The 14,945-nt window shown below is 68.2% G+C and carries 13 protein-coding genes; 3 read left to right on the top strand and 10 right to left on the bottom strand.

All coding sequences use genetic code 11. The features are described 5' to 3' along the window. Both AB4Z01_RS28870 and AB4Z01_RS28865 read right to left on the bottom strand, forming a co-directional pair. The coding region (locus AB4Z01_RS28870) for a transposase (protein WP_441699528.1) at positions 1-155 on the bottom strand (155 nt) is incomplete at its 3' end. A 228-nt stretch (positions 156-383) separates the two neighbouring features. Beyond that, complete coding sequence (locus tag AB4Z01_RS28865; protein WP_441699526.1) at positions 384-3,239, bottom strand: beta strand repeat-containing protein; 2,856 nt, start codon at positions 3,237-3,239, stop codon at positions 384-386. Between the two features lie 368 nt (positions 3,240-3,607). Between AB4Z01_RS28865 and AB4Z01_RS28860 the strand changes: the two genes are divergently transcribed. Beyond that, the gene (locus tag AB4Z01_RS28860; RefSeq protein WP_441699524.1) at positions 3,608-3,859 is read left to right on the top strand and encodes an Lrp/AsnC ligand binding domain-containing protein; all 252 of its coding nucleotides are present in this window, start codon (positions 3,608-3,610) and stop codon (positions 3,857-3,859) included. Positions 3,860-3,863: 4 nt separating this feature from the next. After that, a complete protein-coding gene (locus AB4Z01_RS28855) occupies positions 3,864-5,474 on the top strand; it encodes a M20/M25/M40 family metallo-hydrolase (protein WP_441699522.1) in 1,611 nt (536 codons plus the stop codon). 151 nt (positions 5,475-5,625) lie between these two features. Here the strand turns inward: AB4Z01_RS28855 and AB4Z01_RS28850 are convergent, their stop codons facing one another. The 6 genes from AB4Z01_RS28850 to AB4Z01_RS28825 form a co-directional block, all read right to left on the bottom strand. Beyond that, on the bottom strand, positions 5,626-5,994 hold the full coding sequence (locus AB4Z01_RS28850) for a cytochrome C oxidase subunit IV family protein (protein WP_441699520.1): 369 nt from the start codon (positions 5,992-5,994) through the stop codon (positions 5,626-5,628). A 5-nt stretch (positions 5,995-5,999) separates the two neighbouring features. Beyond that, positions 6,000-6,713 (bottom strand): heme-copper oxidase subunit III family protein, encoded by a 714-nt coding sequence (locus tag AB4Z01_RS28845; RefSeq protein ID WP_441699519.1) that lies wholly within the window; start codon positions 6,711-6,713, stop codon positions 6,000-6,002. A gap of 12 nt (positions 6,714-6,725) precedes the next feature. Next, a complete protein-coding gene (locus tag AB4Z01_RS28840; protein ID WP_441699518.1) occupies positions 6,726-7,442 on the bottom strand; it encodes a cytochrome c oxidase subunit 3 in 717 nt (238 codons plus the stop codon). Between the two features lie 10 nt (positions 7,443-7,452). Next, positions 7,453-9,216 carry a cytochrome c oxidase subunit I gene (ctaD, locus tag AB4Z01_RS28835; protein WP_441699517.1) on the bottom strand — a complete coding sequence of 588 codons (1,764 nt, stop codon included), beginning with the start codon at positions 9,214-9,216 and terminating at the stop codon, positions 7,453-7,455. A gap of 95 nt (positions 9,217-9,311) precedes the next feature. Continuing rightward, on the bottom strand, positions 9,312-10,142 hold the full coding sequence (locus tag AB4Z01_RS28830; RefSeq protein ID WP_441699516.1) for a cytochrome c oxidase subunit II: 831 nt from the start codon (positions 10,140-10,142) through the stop codon (positions 9,312-9,314). Positions 10,143-10,477: 335 nt separating this feature from the next. Next, positions 10,478-10,867 (bottom strand): c-type cytochrome, encoded by a 390-nt coding sequence (locus AB4Z01_RS28825; RefSeq protein WP_441699515.1) that lies wholly within the window; start codon positions 10,865-10,867, stop codon positions 10,478-10,480. A gap of 262 nt (positions 10,868-11,129) precedes the next feature. Between AB4Z01_RS28825 and AB4Z01_RS28820 the strand changes: the two genes are divergently transcribed. Next, positions 11,130-11,990, top strand: coding sequence for a DUF2189 domain-containing protein (locus tag AB4Z01_RS28820; protein ID WP_441699514.1), 861 nt, complete (start codon positions 11,130-11,132; stop codon positions 11,988-11,990). A 107-nt stretch (positions 11,991-12,097) separates the two neighbouring features. Here AB4Z01_RS28820 and AB4Z01_RS28815 read toward each other — a convergent pair whose 3' ends face one another. Together AB4Z01_RS28815 and AB4Z01_RS28810 are read right to left on the bottom strand one after the other, a co-directional pair. Next, positions 12,098-13,681 carry an MDR family MFS transporter gene (locus AB4Z01_RS28815; RefSeq protein WP_441699513.1) on the bottom strand — a complete coding sequence of 528 codons (1,584 nt, stop codon included), beginning with the start codon at positions 13,679-13,681 and terminating at the stop codon, positions 12,098-12,100. A gap of 25 nt (positions 13,682-13,706) precedes the next feature. Then, entirely contained in the window at positions 13,707-14,876 is a 1,170-nt protein-coding gene (locus AB4Z01_RS28810) for an HlyD family secretion protein (protein ID WP_441699512.1), read from the bottom strand. Positions 14,877-14,945: the final 69 nt, after the last annotated feature.

Genomic DNA, 14,945 nt, shown 5'->3' with positions numbered 1-14,945 from the left:
CGCCAGAGCGCACGCCAGCCATAGAGCACCTTGCGGCTGACGCCGAGGTCGCGGGCGACTGCCGCCAGCGCTTCGCCGGCTTCAAGCCGAACCATCGCCGCCTGCTTCAGCGCGGCGGGGAAACTGCGTGTGGGACTCCTGGGCTTGTCGGGCATTCAGCCTCCGATCGCCCATGTCACCCTAATTCTTCTGTCTCAGTCCAGGGGTGCAGTCCACTATCTTGCAGGACGATCTTCAGCAAGAACGGGCACGACGGCCAAACCAAGCAGGCGGCGCAGCGTCCTTACGGCCGCTGGCCGCACTGCCTCCCGAGATCCTTCTGCCGCTGATTGGCCGATGTCGGTGGTCTGTCCAATTCGGCGGCAGGAAGGTCCGAAACGTCCCTACAGCACGAAGTCGCCGGCGACGAGAGCGATGCTGCCGGTCAGGGTAATGTGGAAGTCCGAGACACTGTCGCCGTTGACGTCGCCGGCGATGGTGGTCACGCCGCCGGCGACGGAGTAGCGCAGCTGGCCGGCGATGCCGGTGTAGGCACCGGTGCCGATGAAGCTGAAGGCTTGGTTGCCGGCAACGCCGGTGCTGGCGTCGATAAGGTTCACGTCGACTTTGTCGGCCTGGAGATGGCTGAAGTCGGTGATGACGTCGGCGTTAGCCCCGACCGCGCTGTCGCCGACGGCGGTGAAGTAATAACTATCGGCCCCGATACCGCCGGTCAGCGTATCCTTGCCGGCACCGCCAACGAGGGTGTCGTTGCCGCCCCAGCCCTGCAGCACATTGGCGCCGGCATTGCCGGTGAGCGTGTCACCGCCCAGGTTGCTGCCGGTGAGATTCTCGATCCCGGTCAGCACGTCGCCGGCGGCCTCTCCGCCGCTGGCGGTGCCGGCGGCGAGGTTGACCGCGACCCCGACGGCACCGCTGTAATAACTGACGGTGTCGGTGCCGGCGCCGCCCTCGAGCGTGTCGGCCCCTRCCCCGCCGCGGAGCAAATCGTCGCCGCCCCAGCCCTGCAGCTTGTTGGCGCCGGCATTGCCGGCGAGGGTGTCGTTGTCCAGGTTGCTGCCGGAGAGGTTCTCGATGCCGCTCAGCACGTCGCCSGCGGCKTCGCCGCCGCTGGCGGTGSCGGCGGCAAGATCGACCGTGACCCCGRYSGYGCYGGTGTARTARCTGGCSGTGTCGATGCCGGYSCCRCCCTCGAKMACGTCSGCCCCGGCGGCGCCGCGRAGCACGTCGTCGCCGCCCCAGCCCTGCAGCCTGTTGGCGCCGCTGTTGCCGGCGAGGGTGTCGCCGCCCAGGTTGCTGCCGGAAAGGTTCTCGATCCCGACCAGCGTGTCGCCCGCGGCCTCACCGCCGCTGCCGGTGCCAGCGGCAAGGTCGACCGTGACCCCGGCAGCACTGGTGTACCAGCTGGCGGTGTCGATGCCGGTGCCGCCTTCGAGCACGTCGGCCCCGGCGGCCCCGCGGAGCACATCGTCGCCGCCCCAGCCCTGCAGCTTGTTGGGGCTGGCGCTGCCGGCGAGGGTGTCGCTGCCCTGGCTGCCGGAAAGGTTCTCGATGCCGGCCAGCATGTCGCCCCCGGCGTCGCCGCCACTGGCGGTGCCGGCGACGAGATCGACCGTGACCCCGACAGCACTGGTGTACCAGCTGGCCGTGTCGGTGCCGGCCCCGCCGTCGAGCACGTCGGCCCCGGCGCCGCCGCGGAGCACGTCGTCACCGCCCCAGCCCTGCAGCTTGTTGGCGCCGGCATCGCCGGCGAGGGTGTCGTTGCCCTGGTTGCTGCCGTAGAGGTTCTCGATCCCGGTCAGCRYGTCGCCCGCGGCATCGCCGCCGCTGTCGGTGCCGGCGGCGAGGTCGACCGTGACCCCGGCCGCGCTGTAGTAATAACTGGCGGTGTCGGTACCGGCGCCGCCGTTGAGGACATCGGCCCCGGCGCCGCCGTCGAGAACGTCGGCCCCGGCGCCGCCGATGAGGGTGTCGGCGCCTGCGTTGCCGAACAGAGCGTCGTCGGCGCCATTGCCGTTGAGGGTGTCGCTGCCGTCACCGCCGTAGACGAAGTCGCGCAGGCTGTCGCCGGTCAGGGTATCGTCCGCCACGGTGCCGACGGTGTCGCGGATCAGCGCATGCACCGAGCTGCGGACCGAATTGCCGTCGCCATCGGTGAACGAGCTCTCGCGCACGTTGGCCATCAGGCCGTCGGCCAGGGCTGCGATCTCGCCTTCGATGACGTCGGTTTGGGCCAGGAAGTTGGAGCCGATGGCGGCGCCACTCGGGTCGTAGGCCTGATAGTAGAGAACGCTCGAATCGGTCCAGCCGACCACGAAGTAGCCGTTGGACAGGACGGTGATCGTCGGGTGGAGCTGATCGCCCGCGACGTCGGTGTTGACCTTGATATAGTTGGTGCGGTCCGTTCCGTCGGCATTGAAGACCTCCGCCGTGATCTCGGTGCCGTCGCCGCCAGGCCAGCCGTTGTCGGCATAGGCCACGACGAAGCCGCCATCCTGCAGGGCGGCGACCTGGATGTCCTGGTTGATCGAGCCGGACGCGTCGATCAGGTGATGGCTGCCGGACGCGTCGCCCGCAACGGTCACGGCAGCCCCCGATGCGTCGTAGAGCTGGAACCAGGTGGAATGGTTGCCGCCGGCGGCCGCGGACATCTCCCAGGTCACGACGAAGCCGCCGGAGGCAAGGCCGGTGATCGAAGCATGGTCGGTGGCCAGGGCGTTGCTGCTGTCGACGACGATCACCCCGCCGACCAGGTCTCCGTCCGCCTCGTATCGCTGAACGAAGACATCGGTGTCGCCGCCGCCATAGTCGCGAGTGTAGGCGACCGCAAAGCCGTCGGACCCCAGCGCTGTGACGTCGGATTCCCGCAGGGGTTTGGAATTGGTAGGCACCGCGAAATCGTCCTCGGGCGCGCCATCGCCGAGGATGCGGATCCGGACCACATCGGTGCCCGAGCTGTGATCGGTGAAGCTGACGACATTGTTGCCGTTGCCCAGCAACGCCATGCTGGCATCGAACTGGTTGCCGGCCGTCGTGGTGTTGATGTCGGATTCGGAGCCCGGTGTGCCGTCGGCATCGACGTATCGGCCCCGGACATAGCCGCTGCCGACGCTCCAGGCCCCCAGATAGCCCCCGTCGGCGGTCGCGGCGATGGCGATATCCGCCTGGCTTCCGTCCGTCTCGCCATTCAAGGTGAACCCGAGGATCGGGGTTCCCCATGAATAGGTGATGGTGGCCATGATCTCTCTCCTGTTCAATTTCGTTTCAGAAAATATTTATGTCGAGACCGCACCAAACGGTCGCGACGCAATATCGCGATCCAAATGGCTATCTATGAGTCTTGGCGATTTTTCTCTTGATCCTGCCGCACTCGATCGGATCGATACGAAGTATTATCGCCCGAACACTCGACACTGGCGGCCAGATCCTGTCCAGAGGATCGACGCACGGCCGAGGGTTCCGCTCAGCAATGGGCAGCATTCTCATATTATCCTATGAACTGTGCTGCAATTGAGGCCGAGAGACATCGCGCGATGGCCATCCCGCATGACCACGCGCGGCAGCCGGGCTAGGATCGGCCCGTACCCCGAGTCACGGAGGCCGCTTGATGCGTCCGATCTTCATCATGGTGAAATGCGAGCTGGGCCACGCCTACGACACGGCCGAGCACGCGGTGGACGAGATCGAGGAGGTGTCGGAGATCTATTCGATCTCCGGCCAGTTCGATCTGATGGTCAAATGCTACCTGGCGGACGACGTCGATGTCGGCCGCTTCGTCAACAGCCGCATCCACGCCCTGCCGCACATCAAGGACACGATGACGCTGATCACCTTCAACGCCTTCGCCGGCAAGAGCTGAGACCATGACCGAACTCGCCGCCCGCGCCGAGCACTGGGCGCTGACCCTCACCCGCATCCCCAGCGTCACCGGCACGGCGGACGAGGTGGCCTTCGCCGAGAGGCTGTGCGGCCTGCTGCGCGCGAGCCCGGCATTCCGCGACCGGCCGGACGACGTCTGGACCATCCCGGCGGGCGACCGGCTGGGGCGGGCCAGCGTTGCCGCGCTGCTGCGCGGACGCGGCCGCCGCACTGTGGTGCTGACCGGCCATTTCGACACGGTGACGACGGCCGATTACGGCGACCTGCAACCGCTGGCGACCGAGCCGGAGCGGTTGAAGGACGCCCTGCTGGCCCGGCTGCGGCGGGATGCGCGCAGCGAGGCCGGGCAGCGGGCCCTGGCCGATCTCTCCGGGCCAGACTTCCTGCCCGGGCGCGGCCTGCTCGACATGAAGGGCGGCCTCGCCGCCGGCCTGGCGGTGGTCGAGGCCGCGGCCGCGGAGCCGGAGCGCGAGGGCAACCTGCTGTTCCTCGCCGTGCCGGATGAGGAGGTCAACTCCTCCGGCGCCCGCAGCGCCGCCCGCGCCTTGCCCGGCCTGGCCGAGCGGCTGGGGCTGAGCCTCGACGCCGCGATCAATCTCGACTGCCTGGGCGACACCGGCGACGGCCGCTTCGGCCGGTCGGTGGCGCTGGGCAGCGTCGGCAAGCTGCTGCCCAGTGCGCTGGTGATCGGCCGCGCCGCCCATGCCGCCGAGACGATCCACGGCGTCGGCGCCGCTGCCCTGGCCGGCGCCATTGCCGCCGCGGTGGAATGGGCGCCGGAGCTGACCGAGAGCCTGGGCAACGCCTCCGGCACGCCGGCGACGCTGCTGGGCATGAAGGACGGCAAGGCCGGCTACGACGTCACCACCCCCGGCACGGTCTGGATGTTCTGGAACACCGCGCGGTACCGGCGCGGACCCGAGGATGTGCTGGCGCCGCTGGCCAAGCTGATCGGGGACGCGGCCGCCGGCGTCGCCGCGCAGTTGCGGCAACGCGGCGGGGCCGATGTGCCGGACGTGCCGGTGCTGCGCTTCGCCGAGTTGCGGCGCGAGGTCCTGGCGCGCTCGCCGGAAGCCGAGGCGGCCCTCGCCACGGTGGCGGCCGAGGTGGCGGAGGCCGGGCTGGACCTGCCGGAGCAATGCCGGCGGATCACCGAAGCGCTGTGGCGCCTGAGCGGCCGCAGCGGCCCGGCGGTGGTGCTGGGCTTGGCGTCGATGCCCTATCTGCCGGTGTCGCTGGGCGAGGACGAGGCCGGGCAGCGGCTGGAGCGGGCGACGCGCGAGGCCGCGGCCAGGGTGGCGGTGCGCCACCGCACCACGATCGGGCTCGAGCCCTGGTTCCCCGGCATCTCGGACATGAGCTTCCTCGGCACGGGTGACGAGAGCTCGGTCGCGGCCATCGCTGCCGACACCCCGGCCTGGGGCGCCGGCCTGCCCTGGCCCGACGGCCCGGCCCTGGCGCAGATCCCGATCGTCAATGCCGGCCCCTGGGGCCGCGACTACCACACGCCGCTGGAGCGCATCTACCGGCCGTATGCCTTCGAGGTGCTGCCGGAGCTGATCCGCGAGATCGCGGATGGAGTGATCAAGGGGTAAGCGCGTTCGGTCTTCCCCTTCCTGTCATTGCCGGGCTTGACCCGGCAATCCAGGGGCCACCCAGAGCGGCATCGACATTCCCTGGATGCCCGGGTCAAGCCCGGGCATGACAGTGTGGGGGTGGTTGCCGCCGCCTCCCTCTTCTCCGCCCCTACTGCCCGCCCAGGAACGTCATCCGGGTCAGCAGGGTATAGTCGGATTCGGCGACCATGAGGGCGACGAAGACCAGCAGCGCCACGGGCGGCACCGTGATGGCGTAGACCAGGGCCAGCCGCTCCCACTTCATGTGCATGAACACGGCGACGATCAGCCCCGCCTTCAGCATCATGAAGATCAGGATCAGGCTCCAGCGCAGCAGACCCTGCAGGGCGAAATAGTCGACCAGGTAGGAGCAGGCGCTGAGCACGAACAGCCAGCCCCAGACCACCAGGTACAGCTTGATCGGGTGCTGCTGCCCCTTGGCATGGACGACCGGCTGCGGCTGCCCGTGCCCGTCGTCGATATGCGCGGCGTGTGCCATGTCCCTCACCACAGATAGAACAGCGCGAAGATGAACACCCAGACCAGATCGACGAAATGCCAGTACAGGCCGGTGATCTCGACGATCTCGTAATTGCCCCGCCGGCTGGTGAAGAAGCCGCGCCGGCCGGTCTCGAAGTCGCCGCGCAGCACCTTGCGGGCCATGGCGATCAGGAAGATCACGCCGATGGTGACATGGGTGCCGTGGAAGCCGGTGATCATGAAGAAGGCCGAGCCGAATTGCGGCGCACCCCAGGGGTTGCCCCAGGGCCGCACGCCTTCGGTGATCAGCTTGGTCCATTCGAACGCCTGCATGCCGACGAAGGTGGCGCCGAAGGCCGCGGTGACCAGCATCAGCACCGCCGTCTTCACCCGGTCGCGGCGATAGCCGTAATTCACCGCCATGGCCATGGTGCCGCTGCTGCTGATCAGGACGAAGGTCATGATCGCGATCAGGATCAGCGGGATCGGCTTGCCGCCGATGGTCAGCGCGAACACCTCGCTCGGGTTCGGCCAGCTCTGGGCGGTCGACATCCGCACCGTCATGTAGGACAGCAGGAAGCAGCCGAACACGAAGGTATCGCTGAGCAGGAAGATCCACATCATCGCCTTGCCCCAGGACGCGCTCTTGAAGGCGCGCTGGTCGGACGACCAGTCGGCGGCGACGCCCTGCCAGCCCTCGGGGCGTTCGAGCGTTCCGGCGATATGGGTTTCGGCCATCGACGACCTCCCCTAGGTCAGGAGCTGGCTGCAGATCTCGGCGAAGCGGTCCGCCCAGCCGGTCAGCAGGGCGAGCAGGATCAGCCAGACCAGCAGCAGGAAATGCCAGTACAGCGTGCACAGCTGGACGCTCAGGCGCAGCCTGTCGGGATCGATCTCGGCCAGGGGAGCGCGCCAGGCCCGGGCGCCGGTGCGGCCCAGGGCAATCAGACCGCCCAGCACATGCACGCCATGCACCGCGGTGACCAGGTAGAAGAAGGAATTGGCCGGGTTGCTGGCCAGGAAATAGCCCAGCATGTGCAGCTGCTGCCAGGCCAGCAGTTGCCCGGCCACGAACACCAGCGACGCCGCGCCGCCGGCCAGCAGGCCGGTGCGGATGTCGGCCAGGTCGCCGCGCTGCGCCGCGCTCTGGGCACATTGCAGCCCGACGCTGGCGGCGATCAGCGCCAGGGTGTTGATCCACAGCAGCAGCGGCACCGGCAGCGCCCGCCAGTCCGGCATCGCCATGCGCATCGAATAGGCGCTGACCAGCAGGGCGAACAGCGCGCCGGCGACGGCCAGGAACACGCCCAGCCCGATCAGGGGCGTGGGCCGCAGCGAGGCCCCGGTGGCCGGCACATTGGCAACCGTGCTCTCCTCCAGCCAGGGCTTCTCCATCAGCCCCTGGCGGGCCAGCCACCACAAGGCGAGGCCCCCGAGCGTCAGCATGAACAGGGTGACGATGACCATCGCCGCGCCCTCAGCCGTGGTGCACGGCGCCGGGCTGGTTCTGCGGCAGGAAGTCCTGCGCAGCGCCCGGGACGCTGTAGTCATAGGCCCAGCGATAGACCACCGGCAGGTCGCGGCCCCAATTGCCGTGCGGCGGCGGAGTGGTCGGCGTCTGCCATTCCAGCGTCGTCGCCCGCCACGGGTTGCCGCCGGCGTCGCGGCCGTGCCGCACGCTCCAGATCAGGTTGAACAGGAACAGCAGCTGGGCCGCGCCGACGGTCAGCGCCGCAGCGGTGATGAAGATGTTGAGGTCATGCGCCGAGGGGGGCACGAAGGCGGTCTCGCCGAGCTCGAAATAACGCCGCGGCACGCCAATCAGCCCGAGATAATGCATCGGGAAGAAGATCGCATAGGCGCCGACGAAGCTGACCCAGAAGTGGATCTTGGCCATGGTGTCGTCCAGCATCCGGCCGGTGATCTTCGGGTACCAGTGGTAGATCGCGCCGAACACCACGAAGATCGGCGCCACCCCCATCACCATGTGGAAATGGGCGACCACGAACATCGTGTCGGACAGCGGCACGTCGACCACGACATTGCCCAGGAACAGCCCGGTCAGCCCGCCATTGACGAAGGTGACGATGAAGGCGAGGGCAAACAGCATCGGCGGGTTCAGGTGGATGTCGCCGCGCCACAGGGTCAGTACCCAGTTGTAGACCTTGATCGCCGTCGGGATGGCGATGATGAGCGTCGTGGTGGCGAAGAAGAACCCGAAATACGGGTTCATGCCGCTGACATACATGTGGTGCGCCCAGACCACGAAGCTCAGCGCGCCGATGCCGACGATGGCCCACACCATCATGCGGTAGCCGAAGATGTTCTTGCGGGCGTGGGTGCTGATCAGGTCGGAGACGATGCCGAAGGCCGGCAGGGCGACGATGTAGACCTCGGGGTGGCCGAAGAACCAGAACAGGTGCTGGAACAGGATCGGGCTGCCGCCGCCGTATTTCAACTGCTCGCCCATCTCGACCAGGGCCGGCATGAAGAAGCTGGTGCCCAGCAGCCGGTCGATCAGCATCATCACGCAGGCCACGAACAGCGCCGGGAAGGCCAGCAGCGCCATGACGGTGGCGGTGAAGATGCCCCACACCGTCAGCGGCATCCGCATCAGCGTCATCCCCCGCGCCCGTCCCTGCAGCACGGTGACGACGTAGTTCAGCCCGCCCATGGTGAAGCCGATGATGAACAGGATCAGCGAGGCGAGCATCAGGATGATGCCCCATTCGCGCCCGCCCGGCGTGCCGGACAGGATCGCCTGCGGCGGATACAGGGTCCAGCCCGCCCCGGTCGGCCCGCCGGGGGCGAAGAAGCCGGCCACCAGCACCAGCACCGCCAGCAGGTAGATCCAGTAGCTGAGCATGTTGACATAGGGGAACACCATGTCCCGCGCGCCCAGCATCAGCGGGATCAGGTAGTTGCCGAAGCCGCCCAGGAACAGCGCCGTCAGCAGGTAGATCACCATGATCATGCCGTGCATGGTGATGAACTGGTAATAGCCGGTGGCGTCGATGAAGGCGAAGTCGTCCGGAAAGGCCAGCTGCAGCCGCATCATCCAGGACAGCACCAGGGCGACGAGGCCGATCGCCAGTGCCGTGCTGGCATATTGGACGGCGATGACCTTGGCGTCTTGCGAGAACACCCAGGTCGTGAGCCAGCTCTTCGGATGGTACAGGTCGACATCCGGCACCTCGAGCGGCGGGACCGGCGCGACAGGCTCGCGGATGACGTCCACCATGGGCGTGTCCTCCTGCTTCCTCCCGGCCGGGCTCGACGGGGATCGTCCCGGCCGAATGTTCCTCCTCGCGGCCCCTCCCCTTCGCGGGGCCGGAACTACTTCGCGGCGGCCACCTCGCGGCCGGCCGGCCCGGGCAGCGCCGAGACCTGGCCGAAGGTGGCCTGCTGCGCCAGCCAGGCGTCGTAATCGGCCTGGGCGTCGACGATGACGACGCCGCGCATATAGGGATGGCCGGTGCCGCACAGCTCGGCGCACAGCGCCTCGAAGGTGCCGGTGCGGGTCGGCGTGAACCAGTAATAGGTGACCGAGCCCGGGATCATGTCCATCTTCGCCCGGAACTGCGGCACGTAGAAATCGTGCAGCGTGTCGACCGCGCGCAGCAGCATCTTCACCGGCTTGTCGATCGGCAAATGCAGCTCGCCGCCCTGGATCAGGATATCGTCCTGGCCGGCCGGGTCGTCGGCATGGACGCCGAACGGGTTCTCCGCCGTCACCGCCTGGGTCGAGGCGGCACCGAGCTTGCCGTCCTTGCCGGGCAGCCGGTACGACCACTGCCATTGCTGGCCCATGACCTCGACCTCGGTCGCATCGGCCGGCACCTCGACGAAATGGGCCCAGACCACCAGCCCCGGCGCCAGCATCGCCGCCACTCCGACCCCGGTGGCGACGGTCAGCCAGGTCTCCAGCCGCTTGTTCTCCGGCTTGTAGTCGGCGACGTTGCCCTCGCGATGGCGGAAGCGCCAGACGCAGTAGGCGGTGAACAGCACGATCGCGGTGAACACCACGCCGGTGATCCAGAAGGTCATCTCGATCGTGCTGTCGATGTAGTGCCAGTTCGAGGCGATCGGGGTCCACCACCAGGGGCTCAGCAGGTGGAACACCACCGAGCCGACGGCGACCAGAACCAGGACGAGCGCAGTCTTCATCTCCGGTCACCCCCGTCTTGAGCTACTGCTGGGACGAGAAGGCCGGGAGTCGATCGATCTGGGATCAAAAGCGGATGCGGCGGCACAGAGCGGGGGCATCCTGCATTCCGGCCCTTCGGGCCGGCGCGGCGGTTTCCCCCTGGTGGTGGCCACATCGTCATGGATGACGGCCTTCGCATTTGTCGAGGCCGGCCGGCTTCTTCGTCTGGCCCGGCCGTCCCGCGTCACGGTCGACGCGAAGACGACCCTTGCAGCTTAAGACTTGTCCGGCCTTGGCCTGTAAATTGATGATGCGGGTCAGCCCGCTCGATTGTCAACCGATGTCGGTAGCCGCCTCACTTCTTCTTGCCGTCGGCGTCGAACTGCTTGAGGAAGGCGATCAGATCGTCGATCTTCTGGTCGTCCTTGAGGCCGATGAAGGTCATCTTGGTGCCCGGGATCTTGGCCCGCGGGCCCTTGATGTACTCGCGGAACACCGTCTCGTCCCAGGTGATGCCAGAGTTCTTGTTGGCGTCGGAGTAGTTGTAGCCCGCGACCGAGCCGGAATGGCGGCCGAACAGGCCGTTCAGCTCCGGCCCGACCGCGTTCTTGGCGGTCTCGCCGATCTGGTGGCAGGCCTTGCACACCTGGAACACCTTCTCGCCGGCGGCCGGATCGCCATCGGCCCGGGCCGTGGCGGTCAAGGCCATCAAGGCGAGTGCACCGATCAGGGTCGAACGCACCATCACGCTTCCTCCTGGCTGGCTGGATGCTGGCTGCATCGGGCGTTGCCGACGCCACGATACTCCGGCTTTCCGTCTCCGGCTTCAAGGGCCACGCGATTCGGGCCGTTTTGGCTGCCCCGAGCCGTCCAATAAAGGGAGGGGACGGAATGTCGCAGTCGGGCTATACTTTGGTCCATGGCGGGTCGCGTCGGCATGACCGGCGGCCATCCCGGCCGCACTGCCACGGTCGACGCGGGCCCCCTGAAGTTCGGGAGGAACGGACATGACCATCCGAAATCCCCTGGAGTGGGGAGCGGACCAGCTCAAATTCGGCGGCCACGCCTTGCGCACCGGCAGCCAGACCGTCTTCCACGCCGAGGAAAACCCCAACGTCCTGGCCCCGGCGGTGCACCGCATCGGGCTGCGAGACCTGCGCGACGCTCTGGCCAAGGGCTTCGAGGATTTCGGCCATTACCGCACCGACGTGCTCTATCTGTGCCTGATCTATCCGGTGGTCGGGCTGGTGCTGGCGCGGGCCATGGTCGGGCAGGACATGATCCCGCTGCTGTTCCCGCTGGCCTCGGGCTTCGCTCTGATCGGGCCGTTCGCCGCGATCGGCCTGTATGAGATGAGCCGGCGGCGGGAGCTGGGCGAACCGTCCAGCTGGGGCGCCGCCTTCGGCGTGCTGCGAACGCCCCGTTTCGGCGTCATCCTCACCGTCGGCGCCATTCTGGCGGCGATCTTCGTGCTGTGGATGGTGATGGCCAACGTCATCTACAACGCCACGCTCGGCCCGGGCGAGCCCGCCTCGCTCAGCCTGTTCCTGAACGAGGTGTTCGGCACCACGGCCGGCTGGACCCTGATCGTGGTCGGCTGCGGCGTCGGCCTGGCCTTCGCCGTGGCGGCGATGGCGATCGGCGTGGTGTCGTTCCCGCTGCTGCTGGACCGCGACGTCGGCGCCGACACCGCGATCTGGACCTCGGTACGCGCCGTGGCCGCCAACCCGATCCCGATGGCGGCCTGGGGCCTGATCGTCGCCGCCGGGCTGGTGATCGGCTCGCTACCGCTGTTCGTCGGGCTGATCGTGGTCATGCCGGTGCTCGGCCACGCCACCTGGCATTTGTACCGCAGGATGGTGAACTGACGGGCGCAACCGCGCCCGTCATCGCGAGCCCCGCAGGGGCGTGGCGATCCAGAGGCTGGTGCCGCTGGATCGCCACGTCGCTTCGCTCCTCGCGATGACGAACCAGTTCAGTGCGCTCCCCCACCTCCGCCGGCCGCACCCTTCTTCATGATGAAGACGCAAGCGGCGGAGGCCAGCAGGATCACGCCCAGCACGGCGAAGGTGTCGCTGAAGCCCATCACCAGCGACTGCGCCCGCACGGTCCTGCCGATGGCGATGATCGCCTGGTGCTTGGCGGTGGCCGGGTCGGACACGCCGCTGGACAGGAAGTGCTGGGTCAGTTGGTCGATCCGGGTCCGCGTCGCCTCCTGGAACAGCGACACCGACTGGCCGATGATGTTCGAGTGGTACTGCTCGCGCTTGGTCACGATGGTGCCCAGCAGCGCCGTGCCGAAGGCGCCACCGAGGTTGCGCAGCATGTTGAACAGGCCGGAGGCCGCGGCCGATTCGTGCCGGGCGATGCCGGCCATGGCGATGGCCGACAGCGGCGCCATCACCACCGCCTGGCCGATGGCGCGGACGATGTTCGGCACCAGCAGCTGGTCGCTGCCATAGACCAGCGACATGTGGATGTTCATGAAGCAGCTGCCGGCGAAGACCAGCAGCCCCCCGGCCACCAGCCAGCGGGCGTCCACCCGCCCCATCAGCATCGGCACCAGCGGGATGATCAAAAGCTGCGGCAGGCCGGTCCAGGCCATCACCTCGCCGATCTGCTGCGAATCATAGCCCTGCACCTGGGCCAGATACTGCGGCAGCAGATAGGCGCTGCCATACAGGGCGAAGCCGAGGAAGACGTTGGCCAGCGTGCCGAAGCCGAAGTTGCGGCGCAGCAGCAGCCGCAGGTCGACCGCCGGCTTGGCCACGCGCAGCTCGATCCAGATGAACAGCGCCAGGAAGACGACGGCGACGACGGCCAGCCGGACGATGAACGGCGACCCGAACCAGTCGTCCTTGTTGCCCTCCTCCAGCACCGTCTGCAGCGAGGCCAGGCCGATCGCCATGGCGGCGATGCCGAACCAGTCACCCTCCTTCAGCAGGGAGAGGCGCATCGGCTCGCGCTCGAGCGTCGCGGCCAGCCCGGCCAGCATGACGCCGCCCGGCACCAGGTTGATGTAGAAGATGTATTCCCAGCCGTAGTTGTCGGTCAGCCAGCCGCCGATGGTCGGGCCGATCGCCGGGGCGAAGGTGGCGGTGATGGCGAACAGCGCCATGCCCATCGGCCGCTGCGACAGCGGCAGCCTGGTCATCACCAGGGTGAAGGCCATCGGGATCAGCACGCCGCCGGTGAAGCCCTGGATGCCGCGCAGCAGGATCATCTCGCCGAGATTGGCGGCGAAGGCGCAGGCCACCGAGAACACCAGGAACAGCGTGGTGTTGACCAGCAGGAAGCGGCGGAACCCGAAGACCTGGCTGAGATAGGCGGTCAGCGGGATGACGATGATCTCGCCGATCAGGTAGGAGGTCGAGATCCAGGCGCCGTTGTCGACGCCGGTCCCGATGCCGCCTTCGATCTGCGGCAGCGAGGCGTTGGTGATCTGGATGTTCAGCACCGCCATGAAGGCGCCGAGCAGGCCGGAGAACACCGAGATCCAGGTGGTCAGGCTGGCGCGGTCGGTCGGGCCGGCGCCGGCGGTGGTGGTTGCGGACGACATGATCGTGGCCCTCCGGCCGCGGCGCTCACTGCGCCTTGGCGGTGTCCTGCTTGGTGTCGGCCTGCTTGGTGTCGGCCTTCTTGGTATCGATGGTGGCGATCACCGACATGCCGGGACGCAGCTCGCCCGCCAGCGGGTCGTCGCGCCGCAGCGCGATCTTCACCGGGATGCGCTGGACGATCTTGGTGAAGTTGCCGGTGGCGTTGTCCGGCGGCAGCAGGGCGAATTCCTGGCCGCTGGCCGGGGCCAGGCTGTCGACATGGCCGTGGATGTCGGCGTCCGGGAACATGTCGACCGCGAGGTCGACCGCCTGGCCCGGATGCACGTCGGTCAGCTGCGTCTCCTTGAAGTTGGCGACGACATAGGTCTCGGCCAGCGGCACCACGGCCATCAGCTGGGTGCCGGCCTGCACGTACTGGCCGACCCGCAGGCTGCGGTTGCCGACCGTGCCGGCCACCGGCGCCGTGATCGTGGTGTAGCCGAGGTTCAGCTCGGCCTGGCGCTGCGCCGCCTGGTCGGCCGCCAGCGCGGCGTTCGCCTTCTCCAGCTGGGCGCGCAGCACGTCGAGCTGCTTCTCCGACGCGGTCACCGCCGCCTGGTCGCGCTGCAGCGTCGCCGTCGCCGACTGGACATTGGCGGTCATCTGCTGCGCGTTCTGCACGCTGCCATTGCCKGTGCGCGCCAGGGCGGAGTAGCGGTCGAATTGCTGCTGGGCGTAGGTCAGCGCCGCCTGGTCGACCCCGACGGTGGCGCGGGCCTGCTCGATCGCCGCCGCCTGCTGCTGGATCGCGGCGTCGGCATCGGCGATGTCGGCCTGGGCGGCCAGGACATTGGCCTTGGCCTGGTCCAGCGCCACGGCGTAGTCGCGGTCGTCGATGCGGGCCAGAGGCTGGCCGGCCGTCACTGCCTGGTTGTCCTGGACCAGCACCTCGGCGATGTAGCCCGAGACCTTCGGCGCGATGGTGGTCGAATCGGCCTTCACATAGGCGTCGTCGGTCGATTCCTGGAACCGGCCGATGGTCCACCAGTTCCAGCCGAACCACGCGGCGCCGGCCAGGACGATGACCCCCAACGGCAGCAGCAGGAGCTTCTTGCCGATACGGCGACGCGGCGCCGGCGCGGCTGGGGCCGCGGCGTCGCTGGCCTCCGGCACGGGAGCGGTGCGGAGCTGGGCCGGCTGAACCTGATGCGTCATGACATTGCCCTCCAAAGCCGAACCGCCGGGGCGCCGGCCGTCAGCAAGGGCGGCGGGGTCGTCGAGGCG

The organism is Inquilinus sp. YAF38 (assembly GCF_052113205.1).
GTDB lineage: Bacteria > Pseudomonadota > Alphaproteobacteria > DSM-16000 > Inquilinaceae > Inquilinus.
Note: the sequence above shows the minus strand (reverse complement) of the source record. Positions and strands in the feature narration are given on the sequence as shown.

What these genes read in the sequence shown, in the direction of transcription:
- AB4Z01_RS28860 (WP_441699524.1), top strand. Translation starts at nt 3,608, where the DNA reads ATGCGTCCGATCTTCATCATGGTGAAATGCGAGCTGGGCCACGCCTAC.
- AB4Z01_RS28855 (WP_441699522.1), top strand. Translation starts at nt 3,864, where the DNA reads ATGACCGAACTCGCCGCCCGCGCCGAGCACTGGGCGCTGACCCTCACC.
- AB4Z01_RS28850 (WP_441699520.1), bottom strand. Translation starts at nt 5,994, where the DNA reads ATGGCACACGCCGCGCATATCGACGACGGGCACGGGCAGCCGCAGCCG.
- AB4Z01_RS28845 (WP_441699519.1), bottom strand. Translation starts at nt 6,713, where the DNA reads ATGGCCGAAACCCATATCGCCGGAACGCTCGAACGCCCCGAGGGCTGG.
- AB4Z01_RS28840 (WP_441699518.1), bottom strand. Translation starts at nt 7,442, where the DNA reads ATGGTCATCGTCACCCTGTTCATGCTGACGCTCGGGGGCCTCGCCTTG.
- ctaD (WP_441699517.1), bottom strand. Translation starts at nt 9,216, where the DNA reads ATGGTGGACGTCATCCGCGAGCCTGTCGCGCCGGTCCCGCCGCTCGAG.
- AB4Z01_RS28830 (WP_441699516.1), bottom strand. Translation starts at nt 10,142, where the DNA reads ATGAAGACTGCGCTCGTCCTGGTTCTGGTCGCCGTCGGCTCGGTGGTG.
- AB4Z01_RS28825 (WP_441699515.1), bottom strand. Translation starts at nt 10,867, where the DNA reads ATGGTGCGTTCGACCCTGATCGGTGCACTCGCCTTGATGGCCTTGACC.
- AB4Z01_RS28820 (WP_441699514.1), top strand. Translation starts at nt 11,130, where the DNA reads ATGACCATCCGAAATCCCCTGGAGTGGGGAGCGGACCAGCTCAAATTC.
- AB4Z01_RS28815 (WP_441699513.1), bottom strand. Translation starts at nt 13,681, where the DNA reads ATGTCGTCCGCAACCACCACCGCCGGCGCCGGCCCGACCGACCGCGCC.